The sequence below is a fragment of the Cytobacillus eiseniae genome (assembly GCF_017874625.1).
Lineage (GTDB): Bacteria > Bacillota > Bacilli > Bacillales > Cytobacillaceae > Cytobacillus > Cytobacillus eiseniae.
Map to the genome: position 1 here is coordinate 68647 of NZ_JAGIKZ010000004.1, position 22254 is coordinate 90900.

Annotated in this window: 27 protein-coding genes and 1 other annotated feature; all 27 genes read right to left on the reverse strand. The window is 38.0% G+C overall.

What is annotated here, in order from left to right:
- Positions 1-48 precede the first annotated feature (48 nt).
- The 27 genes from J2Z40_RS20150 to J2Z40_RS05670 all read right to left on the reverse strand — a co-directional run bounded on the left by J2Z40_RS20150 (position 49) and on the right by J2Z40_RS05670 (position 22249).
- On the reverse strand, positions 49-168 hold the full coding sequence (locus tag J2Z40_RS20150; protein ID WP_083954021.1) for an LPXTG cell wall anchor domain-containing protein: 120 nt from the start codon (positions 166-168) through the stop codon (positions 49-51).
- Positions 149-1057, reverse strand: a complete 909-nt coding sequence (gene pheA / locus J2Z40_RS05545; protein WP_066396350.1) for a prephenate dehydratase — start codon at positions 1055-1057, stop codon at positions 149-151. The genes J2Z40_RS20150 and pheA overlap by 20 nt, the downstream gene beginning before the upstream one ends.
- A 325-nt stretch (positions 1058-1382) precedes the next feature.
- On the reverse strand, positions 1383-1838 hold the full coding sequence (locus J2Z40_RS05550) for an ACT domain-containing protein (RefSeq protein WP_066396352.1): 456 nt from the start codon (positions 1836-1838) through the stop codon (positions 1383-1385).
- Between the two features lie 27 nt (positions 1839-1865).
- Positions 1866-3155 (reverse strand): GTPase ObgE, encoded by a 1290-nt coding sequence (gene obgE / locus J2Z40_RS05555; protein ID WP_066396355.1) that lies wholly within the window; start codon positions 3153-3155, stop codon positions 1866-1868.
- A 49-nt stretch (positions 3156-3204) separates the two neighbouring features.
- Positions 3205-3738, reverse strand: a complete 534-nt coding sequence (locus tag J2Z40_RS05560) for a Spo0B C-terminal domain-containing protein (protein WP_066396357.1) — start codon at positions 3736-3738, stop codon at positions 3205-3207.
- A 193-nt stretch (positions 3739-3931) separates the two neighbouring features.
- On the reverse strand, positions 3932-4225 hold the full coding sequence (gene rpmA / locus J2Z40_RS05565; protein WP_066396359.1) for a 50S ribosomal protein L27: 294 nt from the start codon (positions 4223-4225) through the stop codon (positions 3932-3934).
- Positions 4226-4570, reverse strand: a complete 345-nt coding sequence (locus J2Z40_RS05570; RefSeq protein ID WP_066396360.1) for a ribosomal-processing cysteine protease Prp — start codon at positions 4568-4570, stop codon at positions 4226-4228.
- Positions 4571-4581: 11 nt separating this feature from the next.
- Entirely contained in the window at positions 4582-4890 is a 309-nt protein-coding gene (gene rplU, locus J2Z40_RS05575) for a 50S ribosomal protein L21 (RefSeq protein WP_066396363.1), read from the reverse strand.
- 13 nt (positions 4891-4903) lie between these two features.
- Positions 4904-4990 (reverse strand) — a sequence feature (ribosomal protein L21 leader region).
- 66 nt (positions 4991-5056) lie between these two features.
- Positions 5057-6505 carry an Rne/Rng family ribonuclease gene (locus tag J2Z40_RS05580; protein WP_066396366.1) on the reverse strand — a complete coding sequence of 483 codons (1449 nt, stop codon included), beginning with the start codon at positions 6503-6505 and terminating at the stop codon, positions 5057-5059.
- A gap of 20 nt (positions 6506-6525) precedes the next feature.
- The gene (locus tag J2Z40_RS05585) at positions 6526-7392 is read right to left on the reverse strand and encodes a M50 family metallopeptidase (protein WP_066396367.1); all 867 of its coding nucleotides are present in this window, start codon (positions 7390-7392) and stop codon (positions 6526-6528) included.
- Positions 7385-8167, reverse strand: a complete 783-nt coding sequence (locus J2Z40_RS05590; RefSeq protein ID WP_066396368.1) for a M23 family metallopeptidase — start codon at positions 8165-8167, stop codon at positions 7385-7387. The genes J2Z40_RS05585 and J2Z40_RS05590 overlap by 8 nt, the downstream gene beginning before the upstream one ends.
- A gap of 548 nt (positions 8168-8715) precedes the next feature.
- Entirely contained in the window at positions 8716-9519 is an 804-nt protein-coding gene (gene minD / locus J2Z40_RS05595) for a septum site-determining protein MinD (RefSeq protein ID WP_066396370.1), read from the reverse strand.
- Between the two features lies 1 nt (position 9520).
- A complete protein-coding gene (minC, locus tag J2Z40_RS05600) occupies positions 9521-10198 on the reverse strand; it encodes a septum site-determining protein MinC (RefSeq protein WP_066396372.1) in 678 nt (225 codons plus the stop codon).
- Between the two features lie 209 nt (positions 10199-10407).
- Complete coding sequence (mreD, locus tag J2Z40_RS05605; RefSeq protein ID WP_066396375.1) at positions 10408-10923, reverse strand: rod shape-determining protein MreD; 516 nt, start codon at positions 10921-10923, stop codon at positions 10408-10410.
- Positions 10920-11804: a rod shape-determining protein MreC gene (mreC, locus tag J2Z40_RS05610; protein ID WP_066396379.1), complete on the reverse strand. Its 885-nt coding sequence runs from the start codon at positions 11802-11804 to the stop codon at positions 10920-10922. Before mreC ends, mreD begins: the two co-directional genes overlap by 4 nt.
- Before the next feature lie 137 nt (positions 11805-11941).
- Positions 11942-12958: a rod shape-determining protein gene (locus J2Z40_RS05615; RefSeq protein ID WP_066396381.1), complete on the reverse strand. Its 1017-nt coding sequence runs from the start codon at positions 12956-12958 to the stop codon at positions 11942-11944.
- Between the two features lie 145 nt (positions 12959-13103).
- Positions 13104-13793: a RadC family protein gene (radC, locus tag J2Z40_RS05620; RefSeq protein WP_066396383.1), complete on the reverse strand. Its 690-nt coding sequence runs from the start codon at positions 13791-13793 to the stop codon at positions 13104-13106.
- Positions 13794-13844: 51 nt separating this feature from the next.
- Positions 13845-14417, reverse strand: a complete 573-nt coding sequence (locus tag J2Z40_RS05625) for a Maf family protein (protein WP_066396386.1) — start codon at positions 14415-14417, stop codon at positions 13845-13847.
- A 217-nt stretch (positions 14418-14634) separates the two neighbouring features.
- Positions 14635-15696 (reverse strand): hypothetical protein, encoded by a 1062-nt coding sequence (locus J2Z40_RS05630; protein ID WP_066396388.1) that lies wholly within the window; start codon positions 15694-15696, stop codon positions 14635-14637.
- A gap of 115 nt (positions 15697-15811) precedes the next feature.
- Positions 15812-16264, reverse strand: a complete 453-nt coding sequence (locus tag J2Z40_RS05635) for a type II secretion system protein (RefSeq protein WP_066396391.1) — start codon at positions 16262-16264, stop codon at positions 15812-15814.
- 26 nt (positions 16265-16290) lie between these two features.
- A complete protein-coding gene (locus J2Z40_RS05640) occupies positions 16291-17043 on the reverse strand; it encodes a pilus assembly protein PilO (protein WP_066396392.1) in 753 nt (250 codons plus the stop codon).
- The gene (locus tag J2Z40_RS05645) at positions 17040-17702 is read right to left on the reverse strand and encodes a PilN domain-containing protein (RefSeq protein WP_157087838.1); all 663 of its coding nucleotides are present in this window, start codon (positions 17700-17702) and stop codon (positions 17040-17042) included. Before J2Z40_RS05645 ends, J2Z40_RS05640 begins: the two co-directional genes overlap by 4 nt.
- Positions 17702-18700 carry a type IV pilus biogenesis protein PilM gene (pilM, locus tag J2Z40_RS05650; protein WP_066396395.1) on the reverse strand — a complete coding sequence of 333 codons (999 nt, stop codon included), beginning with the start codon at positions 18698-18700 and terminating at the stop codon, positions 17702-17704. Before pilM ends, J2Z40_RS05645 begins: the two co-directional genes overlap by 1 nt.
- A gap of 12 nt (positions 18701-18712) precedes the next feature.
- Positions 18713-19462 (reverse strand): prepilin peptidase, encoded by a 750-nt coding sequence (locus J2Z40_RS05655; protein ID WP_066396398.1) that lies wholly within the window; start codon positions 19460-19462, stop codon positions 18713-18715.
- On the reverse strand, positions 19462-19896 hold the full coding sequence (locus tag J2Z40_RS05660; protein WP_066396401.1) for a prepilin-type N-terminal cleavage/methylation domain-containing protein: 435 nt from the start codon (positions 19894-19896) through the stop codon (positions 19462-19464). Before J2Z40_RS05660 ends, J2Z40_RS05655 begins: the two co-directional genes overlap by 1 nt.
- 102 nt (positions 19897-19998) lie before the next feature.
- Complete coding sequence (locus J2Z40_RS05665; protein ID WP_066396403.1) at positions 19999-21204, reverse strand: type II secretion system F family protein; 1206 nt, start codon at positions 21202-21204, stop codon at positions 19999-20001.
- Entirely contained in the window at positions 21191-22249 is a 1059-nt protein-coding gene (locus J2Z40_RS05670; protein WP_245349993.1) for a type IV pilus twitching motility protein PilT, read from the reverse strand. Before J2Z40_RS05670 ends, J2Z40_RS05665 begins: the two co-directional genes overlap by 14 nt.
- Positions 22250-22254 lie beyond the last annotated feature (5 nt).

Genomic DNA, 22254 nt, shown 5'->3' on the forward strand with positions numbered 1-22254 from the left:
TGTATGCTCTTCGGCAAGTGCCTTTTCCTTCTATAATATAGACTCAAATTATTTATTATTTTTCTTACGTCTCATTAAAAGGAAGATTAATATAACGCTAATTGCCAAAACGGCTGCAACCCATATAAACCATTGACTTCCGTTTTGCCTACCCGTTAAATCCTCTATTAGCCATTTCTGTCATCCCGTTAGTTAGTGCCTCCTCAAGCCCTAACTGAAAAAACGGGTAACTCCCTAATATCTTCACTTTGCAATCCAATGCCTCTAATTCAGCGACAACACCTGGAATGAGTACATCATCCTGTTTCATGTCGACATCAATAATAAAGAAATAATTGCCTAATCCTGTTTTCATTGGCCGGGATTCGATTTTCGATAGATTCAGCTTCCTCCATGCAAATGCAGATAAAACTTGATGAAGTGCACCTGCACGATCCGCCGGCAATGTCACCATGACTGTTGTTTTATATCCTTTAAAGGATGGCTGATTCTTATTTACAGGCAGACGGGTTTTTGACAAAATGATAAATCGCGTATGATTATAATGGACATCATGGATATCCTCACGAACAATTGAAAGCCCATACTCTTTTGCAGCGAGTTCATTGGCAATTGCCCCGGCTTTTAATTCTGGATGCTCCTTTATATATTGAGCAGCTGCTGCTGTAGAAGTTGTACTTTCACACCGAATTCCTTTTAGCTCTTTATGTAAAAATTTATGACATTGAGCGATGGCATGTGAATGACTATATATAATCGACGTTTCCTTCCACAACACCTCATTCTCTGGATGCACCATAAAATGCTGGCGAATTGGGGAAATTATTTCACCAATAATCGGTAAATCAACTTCATGTACTAAATAATCCAGGGTAATATTTACTGAACCTTCTAATGCATTTTCTAATGGCACGACTGCTAGTTCAATTTCATCCCTCATCAGAGCATCAAAGCAATCTGGAATTGTTGAATAAGGAACAGTTACATCCATAGAAAACATTTCACGAACAGCAATATCCGTAAATGTTGCTTTCGGTCCTAAAAAACCAATCATCATGGCAATTTCCCCTCCCTTAAAACACTAATATTGAAATTTCTAATAACTCTTACTTTAACACTTTGCAATAAATATGTAAAAGTGCAAAAGCGAAAGCGCCTAAGGTCTCACCGTACAAAGTGGATAACCACGTCCCTCCTAATAAAGGAAACATGGTGAGCGATAGCGATACCGTGCTTGACGCAATCGTTGCGGAGCAGTGCTGAAGTTTGATAGGCGATAGGCATCGAAGCTGGACGTAGACTAAACTACTCATAAAGTTATATACATTACGCGATTTTATAGTTTCCTAAAAAATAAAAAAAGCCTGGTCCAGCACATCAAATTATGCACCGGAACCAAGCACTTCTACTTTTTCAACAAATTCTAATCTTCGCAGTCTTGTTAATAATTCTTCAATTTCAATATCCATACTAGCAATATTTAATGATAGCGTCACATTGGCTCTCCCCATTAACGGGATCGTCTGGTGAATTGTCAATACATTGCATCCAGATGACGCAACGACACTTAATAAATGTGACAATGTTCCTGAACGATCTTCTAAATGGAAAAACAGTGAAATTAACCGCTCTTTTATAACAGTGTGAAAAGGAAAAACAGTGTCTCGATATTTATAAAATGCACTTCTGCTTAAATCGACTTTTTGGGCAGCATCCCAAACAGATTCTGCTTTTCCTCTTTCTATCATTTCCTTTGCTTCTAATGTTTTCTTCATCGCTTCTGGTAAAACATCCTCGCGAACTAAGAAGAATTTTCTATCTACCTTCTCATGTCTCATATGTCCACCCCATGTACCCGATCGTGACTACTCAATAAATTCAAATTCATACTCAAGCAGTTTCACAATATCTCCATCTTTTGCCCCTTTTGCACGGAGAGCATCATCAACGCCCATGCCACGAAGCTGCCTTGAAAAACGTCTTACAGACTCATCTCTTGAAAAGTCAGTCATCTTAAAGAGCTTTTCAATCGCATCACCAGAAACAATGAAGTCACCAGCAGAATCACGAGTAATGACAAACTCTGTCTGTTCCGCCTCATGCTTATAAAGGACTCGATGTACACCAGTCTCTTCTTCCTCTTCAATAAGCGGGAATTCAGGTGTTTCCTCAATTTTATTCGCGATTGCAAATAATAAATCTCTCAAGCCTTGTCTAGTAATTGCTGAGATTGGAAAAATTGGATAATCCTCTTCTAACTGCTCTTTAAATTTTTCTAGATTTTCCTCTGCTCCAGGCATTTCCATCTTATTCGCAACAATTACTTGCGGTCTTTCAGTCAAGCGCATATTATATTCTTTTAATTCCTTATTAATCGTTAAATAATCTTCAAATGGATCTCTACCTTCAATTGCAGCCATATCAATGACATGAACAATAACACGTGTCCGCTCGATATGTCTTAAAAATTGATGGCCTAGTCCGACACCTGAATGTGCACCTTCAATAAGCCCTGGCAAATCAGCTAATACGAAGCTTCGATTGTCCTCGGTTTCCACCATTCCTAGATTCGGTGCAATGGTCGTGAAGTGATATTCAGCAATTTTTGGTCTTGCAGATGACACCACAGAAAGCAAGGTTGATTTCCCAACACTCGGAAAGCCTACTAAGCCTGCATCAGCCAAAAGCTTCAACTCTAAGGCTATTTCTCTCTCCACACCCGGCTCTCCATGTTCAGATAGTTCGGGTGCTGGATTTGCTGGCGTTGCGAAACGAGTATTGCCTCGGCCGCCTCGGCCGCCTTTAGCAATAACAGCCCTTTGCCCATGTTCAACCAAATCAGCAATGACTACATTTGTTTCTACATCTGTAATCACTGTGCCAGGTGGAACCTTTACAATCATATCCTTTGAGTTTCTGCCATGCATATTTTTCGACATGCCATGTTCCCCACGAGGTGCTTTAAAATGGCGCTGATAGCGGAAGTCCATCAATGTTCTTAAGCCTTCATTTACTTCAAAGACAACATCTGATCCTTTTCCTCCATCCCCGCCAGCTGGTCCTCCGTTGGGAACATATTTTTCACGGCGAAAGGCAACCATTCCATTGCCTCCATCTCCGCCTTTCACATATATTTTGACTCGATCGACAAACATCTTATTCCTCCTGTCTTGTTGTTCAACTTCAAACGAAAAACAACAAAAACTACTTATGTAGATATAGCTCTAGTGAGAATTCTTGATCTGATAAATGGTGAATAGTAATTTTTGGAGCTGTAGCTGTTTCTTTAAAGAAGCCTTCCAGATGTTCCATATTCGTTATTATTCCTCTAAAATCAAAAAAGAAACGAGTTCCTTCAATTTGAGGCTCAATTATAATCGATAATTGATTATCATAAAAGCGTTTAATGGATGCATTTACATATTCAAAAAAGGTAACTGTCCATTTAGTAAGCCATTCATCATCTAAATGATCACCTTTTGAACCATCCATCACATCGAATTTTAATTGAAACAAATGATTTTCCCAATTATGTGTAAGAATCAGCGAGGCAAATTGAGGAATATTTAAATTAGACAGCTTTGCTTCCTGCATGGCATCATCAATAATTTCGTGAATAATTTCTTTTGCCCTATCCATCTTATTTAGAGCAAGATTTCCTTGTATTAATTGAATTTTATTTAACCAATCATGGCGTGCATATCGCAACACCTCAATAATGTTCCAATCCTTATTCATACATGCACTCCTACACCGCTTTTTTTGTGAAGACTGCCTGTTGTAAGTATAACAAAAAGATGAGAAATCGTAAGCAACAATTTTGATCTAATTAAAGAGTTCAAAAAACAACCTGTACTTAAAACGCTTTATTTTCTATCTTCCAAAAAAGGAAAACTCTAACCTTAATGGTTAGAGTTTTCCCATCAAACGCTTATGCTTCTTGAGCTACTGGATATACGCTCACTTGTTTGCGGTCACGGCCAAGACGTTCAAATTTAACAACGCCATCAACTTTTGCGAAAAGTGTATCGTCGCCACCTCTACCTACGTTCACTCCAGGGTAGATTTTTGTTCCACGCTGACGGTAAAGGATAGAGCCACCAGTTACGAATTGTCCATCCGCACGCTTAGCGCCTAGACGCTTAGAGATTGAATCACGACCATTCTTTGTAGAACCTACTCCTTTTTTAGAAGCAAATAACTGAAGATCTAATTTTAGTAACATTTATTCCACCTCCTGCTTTTTGAAGGTTATTTTTATATGCTGTCCATATTCTTCTTCAATCGTCTGTAATGAGACAATCATTCCTTGGAGAAGAAGTTGTACTTTCGCATTTGCCTCATCCGAAAGTTGATCCGGAATTGTGCAGCTGAGAAACCCATCTTCCTTTTGTTCGATTAAAGGTGTCACCCCTGTAAGAGCATGAACCGCATTAATCGCACCAACCGATACAGCAGATACGCCTGCACAGACAATATCCTTTCCACGCTTTGCAAAGAAAGCATGGCCGCTAATCGTAAATGATTGAATCAGCTCGGATTTATTACGAATAACCGTAACTTCGATCATCACATAGCACCTTAAGCGTTGATTTTTTCAATCACAACTTTAGTGTATGGCTGACGATGACCTTGCTTTTTGCGATAGTTTTTCTTTGCTTTATACTTGAAAACAATGATCTTTTTCGCGCGACCTTGTTTTTCAACTTTAGCTGTAACAGTAGCACCTTCAACAACAGGGCTTCCTACTTTTACACTATCTCCGCCAACGAAAAGAACTTTATCAAAAGTAACTGTTTCGCCTGCTTCAGCATTTAGCTTTTCAATGTAGATAGCTTGACCTTCTTCTACACGTACTTGCTTACCACCAGTTTCAATAATTGCGTACATGAACTGCACCTCCTCTTAGACTAAGACTCGCCATTCGCAGGCGTTCTACTCGGTTAATGAGCAAAAGCTTATTACCTGTTCTGTGCGGTTGTAGCACGGGTGCGCTACAAACATAACATGAAAATATTATCATAATCGATTCCATTATGTCAATATATTTTCCTTTCTACTCGGCCTTTTCCCCAAACTGGCGAATTTCATAGAAAGGCATATTCGTATCAATGACAGTAAAAATGATTTTCATTCCGATGATCTCTTCCATCCGCTTTTTATGGACATGTTGCTCTCCTGAAAAAATTCTTGCTACTTCTTCAGTTGTATGAATATGTATCGCTTCCGAATCATTGATTCGATATTCCCATAGCTCTCTCTCTAATCGAAAGGCCATTGTCTCCGCACTTAGAATCCGGCCACTTCCTTCACATGTCGGACATTTATCTGTTAGTGCTTCCAATATGGCAGGCTTTGTCTTTTTTCTTGTTAATTGAAGAATGCCGAGTGGGGTAAATCCAATGACATTTGTTCTTCGCTCATCTTTCGATAATTCTTCCTTTATTTTATGAAAAATACGTTTCCTGCTGCTTTCCTCTTTCATATCAATAAAGTCAATCAATATGATGCCCCCGATATCACGAAGACGGATTTGTCTTGCCACTTCAACAGCAGCCCATTCATTTGTTTTTAGAACCGTTTCTTCGTAATTCGACTTTCCCGCAAACTTTCCTGTATTCACATCAATGACCGTTAATGCCTCTGCTTCATCAAAAATTAAATAGGCTCCATTTTCCAGCCAAACAATTCGTTTTAATGCCTTTTCTACTTCATGCTCAATCCTATAGGCAGAGAAAATATTCTCCTTGCCACTATACAAGCGAACAGGCAGCTGACTATTTTTTTCAAGAATTGCCTTTGTACTTACATCATCTACTATGATTTCTCCTGCTTCATTTCCCTTTGTGAGATTCAAAATTTCATCGATAAAAGTATTGCGCTCATATACTTTACCCGTTTTTTTCATCGCTTTTGACTTTAAGAATAGCTCATTATATTCATCCCGAAGCTGATTTAATTCTGAAATCAACGTTTCTTCCGATTGTTCGATGGATGTAGTACGCAGAATAAGTCCCTCTGCCTCTGCTTTAATTTGATACCCCCATTGACGCCATTTTTCTCTCATTTGGTTGTTTTCTATTTTTTTGGATATCGCTACGTAACGACCACTTGGCATATAAATTAAATAATTGCCTTGGAGCTCAATCACACCTGTAAGCTTCGGTCCCTTCGTACCAGTAGCATCTTTTTCAACCTGGACAAGAATCCTTTCACCCTGATGGACATACGAAGAAATGCTTCGTGAGGCCTTTACTTCCTTTTCTTCATTCGATGCAAGAAAGGAGGCGAGCTTATCTCTATGTAAATAGCCACTCTTCCCCTCCCCAATGTCAACAAATGCAGCATTCATTCCTGGCAGTACCTTTTCGACAATTCCTAAATAAATATTCCCAACAGTAGAATGTTGTTTTGGCTGATTAATCACAAGTGTTTCAACTGTTTGATCATGTAAAACAGCATACCGCTGTTCACGGGTTGTATTGTTAATAATAATTGACTTCAATTACCTTCCTCTATTCTCATTTAATAAGCATAAAGCAAATCGCCAATGCGTGCAGTGATCACTTTTTCCGAAAAATAGGCATGTAATAATTCATTTTCATCTAAGGTTCCTTTTTCTTTCCCATCTTTTTCAATGATAATTGGGTGTTTACAGCCCCTTTGGAATTTTTCAAGCACATGGATGACCATTTCCTCTTCTTTTACAATAAGCGGCTTTAAGATGGGAATGCTAGCGCTTTTCCCATAATATCTTTCAAGGAGAAACCGCATAAAAATATACCTGCTTTGCTTCCATTCATGAAAAATCGAAAAGAGTAGAAAGGATACAACAACCCAAATATTTAAATTTATTGGTGCAGTAAGAAGGGTCACGATAATAAAAGCAAGCATGCTGCCTATAGAAATCTGGATAATCTTCCGATGGGCAACAGGAAAAGCATAATAAATAGAAAGCCAAAGGAAAATAAGCTTTCCTCCATCTAGCGGCCAAATTGGCAAAAGATTGAATAGCAATACCATTAAGTTAAATTGGATAAAAAGCTGAAATAGATCTTCCGGTATTATGGAAAATTGAAAGAGAATATAAGCTAATCCCATCATCCAAAGATGCTGTAAAGGGCCAGAGAGAATAACAATTAACTCTTCCTTTAATGGACGATTGCCATGTTCCTCCATTTCGGCTACTCCCCCAAATGGCAGAAGGGCAATTCTTTTGATTCGCCACGAAAAAAAAGATGCAGCTCCTGCATGTCCAAGTTCATGGATAAAAATAATGAACAGCAAAAGAGACAGCTCAATAAAATGAGCAGTCATAACTGCTAATCCAATTACTACCCAAAGGAGCGGGTGGATATGAATATATTTTATCAATCCCGTTAATTTAATCAAACGGCATCACCTGGATAGGGTCAATGAAATCATCATCCTTTTTAATTGCAAAATAAAAGAGCCCATTATTGCCATCCTCTGTATCCGTTGAAACACCTACTTCTTCGCCTTTATTAATATAATCCATAAATTTCACGCGAATATCTGCTAGATTTCCATACCAGGATTCACTATTATCGGCATGCTTAATGATTACGGTTTTTCCAAAACCTTCTTTTTTCCCTGCAAAAGTGACTAGCCCTTCACTCATTGCTTCAACGGCTGCATCTTTCTCTGTTTCAATCGTAATTCTTTGTCCATTCTTATCGAACTCCTCAAGAATTTTCGCTGAAGCTGGCAAGGCATACATAGTGCTTGGCGTATTTCCATTCTTTTCATCTTCATTTTTCTCATTTTTCACTGGCAGTAGAGCTAGCGGCTTCCCAAATTGCTCCTCATACCAATTCGAAACAGCAACAAATTGAAAGTCCTTCTCCATAGCAGTTCGAACAAAACTTCTTGCTTGATCAAAGGAAGAGGCCTCATTTTTAAACATGATGGCAATGATAAGAAATAAACAGGCAGACGCAAGCAGCTTAAATAAAAACCATTCTTTTCGAAATAAAGGATGACTGCCTTCATCACTCTTCCCATCATATGTCGTCATTTTATCATAACCATACCGTTCTTCATCCTCTGCCCATGATAAAGTATGATTGATATTTTTAGTCATTCTTTCCCGCTCACGTTTCCTCCGGGCAACCCGCTTCCGAATCTCATCCGCTCTCGTCTTCATCTCTCACCATTCCTCTACCGTCTTTTGTACAAGTTTATGAGTTGTCCAATTAGAGTATGACAAGAAAAGCGCAAGCGGCTTGTTTACCCCCGACAAGCACAAGACGGGCTGGATGGCAGGTTGTTCTTTAACCTTCTAGCCAGATCGGCTTGTGACCTCGAGGGGGTAGCCACTGGAGCTGGACAATAGAAAAGCGGAACGGCTTGGTCAGGGGCGACAAGCATAGGACGAGGATTTCTATGTTTTTAATAACGATCCTAATAATATGTTTGAAAAATAAGCGGAGAAATTCCGGCTATATTGGGAAATATCCCTATTTCCTTAAAAATAAGGGGAGTTTTTCCGCTTATTTGATTTAAATCTATGGATTTTGTCTGATTTAGCCCAGTTAAGCGGAAATTCTCCGCTTATTTCGGCTTCTTCAACCTTCTTTTTATGAAATAAGCGGAATTTCTCCGCTTATTTCGCCTCATACATTTACGAAAATCAACAGTGAATACTAACAGAATCTTATAAACAAAAAAAGCCAGGAGCTCCTGACTTTTGCTTTATTTTACACCGAAGAATTTTTTTAGTTTGGAAAAAACACCTGGTGCTTCATCTTCAAGTGGCTGGAGTGGAATGGACTCTCCAAGTATACGTCGGGCTATGTTGCGGTAGGCAATGGCTGCCTTGCTGTTCGGGTTTAATGCAATCGGCTCTCCGTGATTAGAAGCTCTGATCACTTCATCATCATCAGCTACAATCCCAATCAAATCAATCGATAAATGTGTAGCAATTTCGTCTACATCAAGCATATCTCCATTTTTCATCATTTGATTGCGGATTCGGTTAATAATGAGTTTTGGAGACTCGACATTTTCCTCTTTTTCCAAGAGGCCAATAATTCGGTCCGCATCTCTTACAGCTGATACCTCTGGTGTTGTTACAACGATTGCTCGATCTGCACCTGCAACCGCATTGCGGTATCCATGTTCAATTCCTGCAGGGCAATCAATAATGATATAATCATAATCCTGCTTCAAATTACTAATTAATTCTTTCATTTGCTCCGGTGTTACCGCTGTCTTATCACTTGTTTGGGCAGCAGGCAATAAGTAGAGCATGTCTTCAAATCGCTTATCTTTCACGAGTGCTTGATGTACTTTACAGCGTCCTTCCAGCACATCAACTAAATCATAAATAATGCGATTTTCAAGACCCATCACTACATCTAAATTTCGAAGACCAATATCTGTATCGACAAGGCAAACCTTCTTCCCTTGTAAAGCTAACGCTGTTCCAACATTGGCACTAGTCGTTGTTTTGCCGACTCCTCCCTTGCCAGATGTAATTACAATCGCTTCACCCATTCTAGTATCCCCCTTCCAATCTAGTAATATTCGGTCTAAGATGCATTAACATTTGCAATCTATCAACGGTAATTTGATCTGAATCATTTATGTATGCACATTCCATTTCTCTTTTATCATCATCCTGATAATGATCAGGTGCTCTCGTAATGCAATCACTAATCCGAATTTGAGATGGCTTCATCACAGACGCTGTTACAATCGCTTCTTTATCCCCATTGAAGCCAGCATGTGCAACGCCTCTTAGAACGCCCATAATATATATATTTCCGCCCGCAATAACAGTCCCTCCAGGGTTAACATCACCTACAAGCAGAAGATCCCCTGGTACTTGCAGAACTTGTCCTGAGCGAATAATTCGAGCAACCGGAACAACTTCATTTTCCTTTTTTATTTGCTCTGCTTCTTCTTTCGTTATCACATTGGAACTAATCGAATCAACAACAAGGTTTTTCTTTTGTCTCACTAGTTCTTTGATCTCTTCCTCCTGTTCAGTCGTTAAATAACGATTTCCTACCTGGACATGAACTGAGAGAAGGCGATCTTCACGAGATCTAGCACTATCAGAAAGTTTATGGTCTATTTCTTCCTTTAATTCTTCATAGGAACAGGAATCATCAAGATGTAATGTTAACCCATCCTTCGTTCCTTTAATTGTTACATTTTGAGTCTTCTTCATAGCAAGATGTTCACCTCATAAGAAAAAACGCTCAAGCGTTTTATCTGAAGTCATGGTTAGAGGTTAGATAGAAGAAATGGCTATATATGTAGTCTTCTATCAATCCCTTTGTCCCTTAGCTTTATTTTACTACATTTCGACAGAAAGATTGAAAAATCCTTCTTTACAAAAAATAAATTAGTCAAACATTCATAGCTTTACTTCAGTGATTAGGAATCTAAACTTAATACTAATTTTTCAAAATGTTTTTTCAGTGGATAAACAACGATGACAATAAAAGCAAAATTCATGATCAATGTTGGCAATAAACGATCCGCACTAAAGATAGTAAAGGACATATTCGTCCGATTAATAAGTACATTCATTTCATATGCACCAAGCTCTAGCAGGGCAATCCCAACTATTGAAATCAGTACGGCAATGATCATATTATTTTGCAGAATTTTCATTAATCGATAGCATATGTATGCTACTAAAGGAAATAACAGCAAATAAATTCCGATAATCTCCGTGTAGACGATATCAAATATTAAACCAAATAGAAATCCATAAAGAACACCATAGTTCTTTGGACCGTAGATCGTTAAGAGGAGAATCACACTTATTAGAAAATGTGGGACAAGAATATAATTGCCAGCAAAGACAGTCGGTGGAACAAATTCAACAAATAAACTTTCCATGATAAAAAAGAGTACAATAAGCGGGGGAAGAAGGAATTTTCTCACAGTTCCTCCTCCTGATCATCAATCATATCTTGTAACTCTGGTTGTATAGAGCTTCTTTTCACAACCATTACATGCTCAATATCATGAAATTTTGCTCCTGGTTCAACATATGCGGTTTGGGTAAGGCCATATTCAGCAGGAACGACCTCTACTACCTTGCCAATAAGCAAACCTTTAGGGAATACCCCGCCTTTTCCTGAACTAATAACCGTTTGATCCTTTTCAACCTTTACATCAGATGGAATGCGTTTCATCATTAAGAGGCCTTTTTCATTATCATAGCCTTCAATAAAACCAAAAACACTTTCATTTTCTGACTGAATTTCTGCTGATATTCGATTCGTCGGGTCCATGGAGCTTAATAGCTGAACCGTTGAAGTAAATGGGTTACTATTTTTCACTTTTCCAATTAACCCATTTGCTGTAATTACAGGCATATTATTTACAATCCCATTATTCGTTCCTTTATTAATAATGAGCAATTCTGTCCACTTATCAGGATTCCTCCCAATAACGGTTGCCTGTTTCGGTTCAAATGCGCTTAGTGCATCCTTTTTATCAAGAATTTCACGAAGTTCTGTATTATCCTTCTTTACCATTTGCAATTCTGATTCTAGACGTGCAAGCTCGTCCAGTCTAGATTTCAACTCTTTATTTTCTGTGTATGTATTTTGCAAGTCTTTCAGATTTCCAAAAAAACCTACAATATAATGCGTGGGTCTCGAAACAGCTGTCTGTACCCATCCTGTTGTATCTTTAATAAATTGCTCTGGCCAAGTCAATTTAGAACGCCCACTTAAAGAAAAACCAATCAATGCCACGAGAATAATGATACTGACAAGCAAAATAATCAGGCGTTTATTCAAAAAGAATTGTGGCATTTCTTACACCTCGATTCTAAATGTTAAATGGAGGTTAGATGTTAAAATGAGAAGAAATCAGCATACTCACCGATTTCTTCAAATAAACCGTATACCCCATAACACAAACTCAAAATTTTAATGATCGATTCACTAGATTAACGTGAATCCCTTGATTTATTCTTAAATAAGTCAATATGATCTAATGCTTTTCCTGTTCCAATTGCCACACAATCAAGTGGATTTTCAGCAATGAGTACTGGCATGTTTGTCTCTTCACTAATCACTCTGTCAAGGTTACGCAACAATGCGCCTCCACCCGTCAGAACGATCCCGCGATCCATAATATCTGCTGCTAATTCAGGCGGTGTTTTTTCAAGTGTGACCTTAACAGCCTCCACAATAGAGTATACCGTATCATGCAATGCTTTTGCTATTTCTTCTGCAGTAATTTCGATTGTTTTTGGCAATCCAGTTAACAGGTCACGACCACGAATTTCAATATTATCAATTCCATCAGGCTCACCAGCTGATCCAATTTCCATCTTAATAATTTCAGCTGTCCGGTCCCCAATTAATAAATTATAATGCTTTCGAATATAATTAATGATGGAGTCGTCCATTTCATTACCTGCTACTCGAACAGACTGGCTTGTCACAATGCCGCCTAAGGAAATGATTGCTACTTCCGTTGTTCCCCCACCAATATCAACAACCATACTTCCTGTTGGCTCCCATACAGGCAAGTTCGCACCGATTGCTGCTGCAAATGGCTCTTCAATCGGATAGGCATCTCTTGCACCAGCTTGGCGAGTCGCATCTATTACTGCACGCTGTTCAACAGCGGTAATTCCAGATGGCACACAAACCATGACATATGGCTTTCCAGAGAAAAGTCCCTTCGATTTAATTGCTTGATTAATATAATATTTCATCATGACAGCAGTTGTTTCATAATCAGCAATCACGCCATCCTTCATTGGACGAAGAGCAACAATATTTCCAGGTGTCCGTCCGATCATATTCTTCGCGTCATTTCCAACCGCTACAATGTTCTTCGTATCCGTCTGTAAAGCAACAACAGATGGTTCCCTAACGACAATCCCTTTTCCTTTAATATAAACGAGTGTATTAGCAGTCCCCAAATCAATTCCAAGGTCCTTTGTTCCAAACATAAGTGTATCTCCCTTTCTGATACAAAATCCAGTAAAATAAGATTATTTAATAGTAATTTTAACCGCTCATTATACATTTTTTTAAATTTTTAATGTCAAAAAGCATAAACATTATTATAGCTTATCAGCTATTAAAACAAAAGGATTATAAATAACCTTTTTCCTTCAAACTCACATATTTATTATCCCCGATAATGAGATGATCGAGTACTTCAATGCCAATAATTTTCCCACATTCTACGAGACGCTTTGTCACTTCGATGTCCTCTTTGCTCGGTGATGGATCCCCTGAAGGATGGTTATGAAGGCAAATAATGGAAGCTGCTGATCTTCTGAAAGCTTCTTTGTACACCTCCCTTGGGTGTACGATTGAGGCATTTAAGCTCCCGATAAAAATTGTTTGTTTGTGAATCACTTGGTTTTTCGTGTTTAAGTACAGGCAAATGAAGTGTTCTTGTGAAAGGAATCGCATTTCATGCATCATATATTTTGCTCCATCCTCTGGGGAACGAATGACATATCGCTCATCAAAGGATAAATTGGCAATTCTTCTGCCAATTTCAACTGCTGCTAGCAATTGAATCGCTTTTGCCTTCCCAATTCCTTTAATAGATGTGATTTCATCTAATGATGCATCTTTCAATAATCGGAGACCTTCAAAATGTGTAATGAGCCGGTTGGCTAATTGCAGAACAGATTCATCTTTTGTTCCTGTCCGAAGTAGAATCGCAATGAGTTCATGAGTAGACAAACTTTGTGGACCATTTTGGATAAAGCGCTCGCGTGGGCGCTCATCCTGTGGGAAATCCCTAATCATTAAAGATTCCTTTTGCATAAATATTTCTCCTCCCTTTATACGGTGTAAGGGAGTGAAGATGAAAAAATATTATCCAGGAAAGTAAAACCCCGCATTCCTTAATTCTCGAACAGTTCTTGAAACAGGCAAACCGACAATCGAAAAGTAGTCTCCTTTAATTTCTTTGACAAGGACACTGCCGAAACCTTGAATGCCGTATGAACCTGCTTTATCAAACGGCTCACCGGTGTGAATGTAAGCATGAATCTCTTCATCTGACAGCTCCCAAAACACCACATTTGTTTTTACATTAAAAGTCTTTTCTTTTCCTTGAGCAATAATCGATACACCTGTGTAAACCGAATGCTCTTTTCCTGATAGCGCCTTAAGCATCGTAAATGCATCTGCTTTGTCAAGGGGTTTTCCTAATACAGTCCCATCAAGAACAACGACAGTATCTGCGCCAATCACAAACGAAGCTGCATTGTCCTTGCTAACTGCTCTAGCTTTTCTTCTGCTCAGCTCCATAACTATTTCCCCTGGTGTTAGTGCTGGATCAAAGCTTTCATCAACATCACTGCTGGAAACTTCAAATGTTAATTGAAGGTTTTCAAGAAGTTCTTTTCGTCGTGGAGAAGAAGAGGCCAAAATGAGGTTTTGCATTTCATCACCTTACCTTACTTTTTTGTATTTCGGGAGATACACTTTCATCGTACCAAAAATTAATCGGACAAACAATTTTTAGTCGATTAAATTCGCTAATTTTCTTATCCATTTTAATAGATTTAAAATAGACAAAGAGCCTGTCGAGAAATATCGAACAGACTCCATTATTTTGTATTATTTCCTAGAAAATATTCGAATCGAAGCAATCATCGTTTTATAACGATTGATAAATTGCAAGGAAACTTAGTAAACGCTGCTGTAGCTTCATTGCAGTTGCTTGATCAGGGGATTGCTTCAATGCATTTACTTGTTGGATCGCTTGATCTACTTCCGCTTTCAATTGAATGATTTCCTCTATTTGTAGCTTGCTATTTTCTATTCCTGATAATTCAGCACTGTTTTTTTCAATATTTTCAAATGTCGGTGCTGAAATGGACATTGCTACTTGTGCCTCGGAAACGGCAGTTGTCAATGATTGATATAACTTTTGTATGGATTCCATTACTTTTTTTTCTTCAGGCTGGAGTCCATCTAATGACTTGGAATCAAAGGAAATCGGCTTAGCAAAAACCTCTAAACCTTGACTCTTAAGTTTCTCACCTATTTCTTTCGCATATTCAATACGATCAGCAACACTTAAATACAAAATGAATTGACCATTGCTTTCTATTACTTGAGCAGGTGCACCTAATTGAATGGTCGTTTCTTTCATCCCCTCAGCTGATTCCTTAGTTGAAAACACTCCTCCCTGAACAATAAAGGTCGATAATGCTTCAAGAGTGAGCGTTTCTTCCCCATCCGTTTGATTAACAGGTTCCTCGACTACCGGATCCGCCACGACAGGCAGCTCATTTTCTACAGGATTTTCAGTTGTCACAAGCTTCAGCAAAAGTAATCCAAAGCTTGTCCCTAATAAAATCGCAAAAAAAACGGTTATAAACACAGATGTAAGCATTCCATTCCGGTTCTTCCTTTTAAAGTTTACACTCAGTGCTCCAAATGTTTTCGTTTCTTTTTTTTTCGATGGTTTTGCTATTTTGTATTCTTCTATTTCTATTTCTTCATCAGTGGAATCATCAGGTAATATCCAATCAAAGTTTTCATCATCCCCTACTTCTTTTGTAGCGGCAGTTTCATTAGTAGAGATGTAACGATCATTATTTGCTTCGAAGCGATCTACTTCTATTTCTTTTTCCTTCGCTTTCGTTTCTTGATAAGTTTGATTTGTGCCATTTATTTTGATTGTAATTGTTTTTCCTTTGTTCTGCCTGTCCACTAAATATCCTCCCCTCTTCTCTATCGATTGCTGATTTTGTTCCATCCTATCATAACGACAAAAAAAAATAACAAGACTTTTGTCGTCTTGTTATGCGGGATTTTCGTCAAATTTTTTATTCGTTCTTTGTTAAATGATCCGTCGTTAGTTCGTTAAATGGGATTGGTTTTTGAATGCCATCAATCGAGCAAAGACTTCGCTTATCCGCAATTAAACAAACTGCATTTACATTAGTACCTTTGACAGTAACATAAGTGTTTTCTGATGCAGGTAAATAACTGCTCGTATCAGGATCCTTAAATGGTTCGATAAATTGATATTCAACTAAAGTCTTATATGTTATTTTTTCAGGTAATGGATTGCCGCTTGTCACTTCTTGTCTAATATAAAAAGATGCTGCTTCCTTCATTGCAATTGCATTACCAATGAATGCCCGATCTTTCATCGTTTGAATCACATTTGTAACTGCAATAATCGCAATCATTGCGATTACACCTAGAATAACGATAACAGCTAATAATTCTATTAATGTAAGTCCTCGTTCATTTAGGCTAGCTTTCCTAATCATAGACTAGGCCTCATTTCATCCATCTATTATGGCTGATCCTGCTCCTCATCTTCCACATCATCAGCAAAAGTACTGAGCGGATTTCTCTTATTAGAAGCTTTAGGTGAGTCTAATGGCGGAATTTCATCTTGTAAATCTTCCAACTTAGGAAAATAATAGGCAGCCAATTTTACTTCAAATTCTACTAATTTCTTATCCTGTTCGACGGAGTAAACTTCATCAAAGCCCGAATATTTTAATTCATCTACCTTGACGATTCTCTTTAACTCCTTCAAGCTCGAAAGGAACTTCTCTAATTCAAAATAGGTTTTAGCTTCCCCATTCAATGCGATTGTTACCTTCTTTATGCCATTCGGTAAAACCTCTTCATTCATTGATCCAGATTCTTCGTCTGATTCATCCGTTTCCTGCTCACTTTTTTCTGTGAATTTAACCTCTTCATCTTTCTGTGATCCGTTAAGTTTCACCTCGAAAATATTCGTATCAGAAATGACCTCAGCTTTTTCTATATCAAGCAATAATTGGTCTAGCAGACGTTTTACAGGTACTTCTTTTTGAAGTTCCATCGAACTTACGATTACTTGTTCATTGGCCTGCCTTAAAGAGTTTTCTATAATAGTCAATTCTTGATTGGCCATATTCAGCTCTATTTTCTTTTGATCAAGCTTATCAACAACAGGCTGTATGAACAAATAATAGGCACCTGCAAAAAGAACTCCAATTAAAAGAATCGTTAGCACAATGATACTTATTTGTTTTTTTGAGAATTGGAGATTCATGGAGATTTGCTCCCTTCCTCATCTTGACTTGTGCTAGTCTCTTTCTCATCATCTTCTAATTTATCATTATTGATCTTTTTTAATAAAGGCATATCAATAATTAGCTCATATTGAGCAACATAACGAGGAACAATATTTTCATCTCCCTCGCTACTCTCTTGATCTTTATCCATTGAAATTGCTGTTGATTTTGCTTCGCTAATCACTGCATCTTCAATCCATTCTAAAGACATTAATGCGTGCAGATAATAGGCAGCCTCACTTTTCGTATCAAATTGGACAATCTGGTTAATCTTATTTTCTTCGTCCATCTCAAACTCGATGACAAAGCCACGCTCTGGCAGCAATTTTGTGATTTCCTGTAAAGCAAAAATGAGATTGACTGGCTGCTCATTTGCCCATCTTATTGCATTTTCAAGATCCTTTACAGATGTTGAATTCTCAAACGTATTCAATTTTTTCCGCTGTGCTTCAAGAATGATATTTGTTTGTGTAATTTGATTTTCTAAACTCGATAACTCTTGATTTTTATTTTGCAGAAATAAATAAAAGATGGTCGCTCCTAATAGCAAAAGAAAGATGGCACATCCAATGATGATTAATGAGAGTTTCGATTTTTTTTCTTTTTGGGGGAGTAGGTTTATATCAACAAGCATCATTACACCTCTTTTAAACCTAGTCCAAAATTGAGATGGAAAGAAGACAGGTTATGAATTTCGCCGTTCATTTGAAGAGTACGATTGTCTAGTTGAGTGACTGGAACTTCCATACTCTCCTTCATTTCAGTATAGATATCAGTGAGCCAAGGATGATCCCCATCTAGAAAAACTTTTGTAATTTGCTGTTTTCCTTGTTTAATCGAGTATCGATAAAAATTCATGACTTTATCAATTTCCGAATAAATGTCCTTCAACGAATTTAACACTTCAATCCGTTCACCAGAATAGGCAAGTAATTGACCCGAATTACGCTCATTTTTTGTTATGATCCAATCTGTCGGGTCGATATCCATAACTAAATGCCGCATAAATACTGGCTGATGATTCTCAAAAATACTTACATTCACAGTTGTTAAATCAAATTGAATCATCATTAGGCTATCCGTTATATGACTTGAATTTAATTTATGAAATAAGCGATAAAGTGCTAATGAGGAAACATCTGCGGCTACTGGTCTTAATTTCACTTCCTCCAAAACGGAAGTATAATCTGTCACAATATCCTCTGGTGCTGCAAATAAAATGATTTCCATTTCATTGCTATTATTTTGTTCTAATAGATGAAAGTCAAATACAGGATCTTCGAAAGGCAAATGAATGCTTGAACCTAATTCCATAAACAAATAACCTTTAATTTCGTCCTCTTCCAACTCAGCAGGTACTTTTATTCTTCTTAATACGATATACGGATCAGGCACAAGAAAGGAGACCATACGATTCTTAAGTTTCCAATCAGAAACACATTCTTCAAGGATCATTATAAGCGTTTCATGATCGACTATTTTCCCTTCCTTAATAATACCTGATGGTAAAAATCGTTCTTCACACCTATGAATTTGAATCCCATCCGAGTTCTTGAACTCTGTGAAACGAATAACATGGTCTTTGATTATTAAATTAATTGCGCGTTGCTTTCCAAGCTGTAAACGAAAGGCCATTCTGAAAACTCCTTAAATAAATGAATAGAGATACCATTGCAGGATTACATCACCAAAAAAATAAGCAACAATTGTACCAATAGCAATATATGGCCCAAACGGGATTGGCTTGCCCTTCTTCACCTTGCCAAGTAACATGCCAACTAAACCAAATAGGGCACCGAATAAAGTCGCCAAGAAAAACGACAGCAATACAAGTTTGACCCCTAAAGCAAAACCAATTACTGCAAAAAGCTTAATATCCCCGCCACCCATTCCACCTTTACTAATGATGGCAATAAATAAGAGGAGAATAAAACCAACAGCTGCACCAGCTGCTGAATCCCACCATGGGCTTAGTGGCAAAAATATTCTTTCTACTAAAAAGAGGCCCGTAAAAACTAGCAGTACTTTATCTGGAATAAGCATGTACGAAAAATCTGATACAAAGATAATGACCAATAATGAAATAAGCGTCCAAGCAATAATGAGCTCATAGCTCCATCCGATAATTAACGGTGCTGCTGCAAATAATAGGCCGGTCACAAGTTCCATCACCGGATATAGTGGAGAAACCGGCGCTTTACAGCGCCGGCATTTTCCACCTTGTATTAAATAGGATACGACTGGAATTAATTCAAGCGGCCCTAATATGTGATTGCATTTTGGGCAATGGGACCGCGGTTTGACGATTGATTCTTTCATCGGGACGCGTAGGCCGACGACGTTGTAGAAGGAGCCAAAGATTAGTCCATAAATAAAGGTTATTACATTAATTATCATTATTTAATTTCAATATTCTCATTTTTATTAATGTTATCAAGAGTTGCCTCTTTAAATGTCATTGTTTTTTTACCAGCTTTAGCTGATCCAGTTAGTGCAAATACTGTTTCTTTTCCATCTGCAGGCAATGTAACTTCTACTGTATACTCTTCTTTAAATGAAGAACCCTCCATATACTGTTGCAATACAGCTTTAGTTAATGTATCAGATGTTTCATCTTCATCAATTCCAGTAGAAGACACATGCAACTTAGCAGCATTCAGAATCTGAATCGCATCAGCTCTCACAGCATCTTCCTTCGACTTCTGAATAATCCCACCAATACTCGGAATCGCAATCGCAGCGATAATTCCTAAAATAACAATAACAGCTAGTAATTCAATTAATGTTAGACCTTTTTCATTTTTAAGTTTTTTTCCTAATTTCTGTAACATTTTATTTCTCTCCTTTTGTTTATTTGTGATTTTTTACCTAGTTCTAATTATACAAGATTATTAAAATAGTAAAAGACAAAATTGTTAATATTTTGCAAATTATTAGCCAACATGTTGAAAAATCTCGAACATTGGCACTAAAATAGCTGTGACAATCGTTCCTACAATGCCTGCCAGGAAGACAATCATTAGTGGTTCAATTAATGACTTCAAACGATCGGTCGCACTTTCTACTTCTTTTTCATAAAAGTCAGCAACCTTTGCAAGCATTGTATCTAAAGACCCTGTTTCTTCCCCTATCGCAATCATATGGGAAACGAGAGGAGGAAAGACCCAATGGCTTCTCATCGGTTCAGTAAGAGATCTCCCTTGTTCGAGGGAATCCCTTGATTTCTTCACAACTTTAGCTACTACTTCATTCTCGACAATTTTTTCTACTATGCTCATCGCCTGTAAGATCGGTACTGAGCTTGCAAATAGGGAACTTAATGTTCTGGTCATTCTTGCTAAAGCAGCTTTTTGGAGCATTTTGCCGAAAATAGGCATCCTTAATAAGGCATAATCCAAATAATACTTTGATTTTTTGTTATTTCTAATTAAGACAATCGCAATAAATAGTAAAATAAATACGAGTACAACAAACCACCAGAACTTCTGCATAAATTCACTAGAATTTAAGACAAATTGTGTAATAGCCGGTAATTCTCCGCCGAAATCTTGAAACATTTCCACAAACGTTGGGACAACGGAAACAAGTAAGAATATAACAACAGCAACCGCTATAATGGCTACGGCAATTGGATAAGCAAGTGCTGAAACAATCTTTTGCTTTGTAAAATGCTGTTTCTCAAAATGGACGGCAAGCTCCTCTAGTGTTTCATCGATATTTCCGCCAGCCTCACCTGCCTTAATCATGTTAATAAACATTGGAGTAAAGATCTTTTTATGCTTGGATGCTGCATCTGATAAAGGATTCCCTTCACGTAAATCCTGTTCGACGACAAGCAGTGCCTTTCGCAATGCTTTGCTTTCTGTTTGCTGTGCTAAAATGGCAGTTGAATCAACTACAGAAACACCAGCCCTTAACAAAGTCGAAAATTGACGTAAATAAATAACGAAATCCTGCAGTTTTACGGGATTCCCGATTACGATTTCTTTCGTGAGAAGGGTTTCTGGCATTTCCTTACATTCCATGACACGAATGCCTTTATTCTTTAATTGAATAACTGCCTCTCGTTTGGAGGGAGCTGTAATGATTCCTGACTTATTCCCACTTCGATCTTTTCCGCTATACTTATACCTCGGCATTTTCAATCACCTTTTCTTGAAGATAAGGCAATCCTAATTCCCTCGAAATCGTTCCTGATTGCACGAGCTCTTTAATACTTGCTTCTAATGTGTGCATCCCTTGCGCACGAGAAGTCTGCATCACATTGACAATTTGATAAATCTTCTCATTGCGGATTAAATTGGCTACTGCAGAATTATTAATTAAAATTTCAGTTGCTGCTTTTCTGCCTTTCTTATCCACGATTGGAAATAATCTTTGTGACATAATTGATACGAGTACGGATGCTAGCTGAATCCGAATTTGGGCTTGTTGGGACGGTGGAAAGACATCGATAATCCGGTTAATCGTTGCAGGTGCACTTGATGTATGCAAGGTACCCAAAACGAGATGTCCTGTCTCTGCTGCAGTGATCGCAGTCTGAATTGTTTCAAGATCGCGCATTTCGCCAACAAGAATGACGTCAGGATCTTGTCTAAGTGCAGCTCTTAATCCGTTGGCAAAATTATTCGTATCAAATCCGACTTCCCTCTGATCAATAATGCTTTTCCCATGTTTATGAAGATATTCAATTGGATCCTCAAGCGTAATAATATGCTTCCTCATCGTTTCATTCATATAAGAAATAATAGCGGCTAATGTAGTGGATTTCCCACTTCCAGTCGGTCCAGTTACAAGAAAAAGCCCCTGAGGCTTCTGTGCTATTTTCTTTAACACTTCAGGCAGTTCTAAGTCATCCAATGTCGGAATGATCGTTGGAATGACGCGAATGGCCATTGCAATACAAGAACGCTGAAAGTATGCATTCACTCGAAACCTAGAAATACCTGGCAACCCATAAGAAAAATCAAGCTCCCCTTTTTCTTTAAATGCTTCCCACATATGATCTGGAATGATCGCCCTTGCCATGCCTTCCGTATCTGCTGGCAGGAGATTTTCCTTCCCATATCTTTTTAAGTCGCCATTTAACCGCATAACAGGTGGCACACCAACAGTTAAATGAATATCGGAAGCTTTTAATTCAAAGCCAGCCCTAAGCAGAAGATCAATATTATTTTTCACCATTCTCA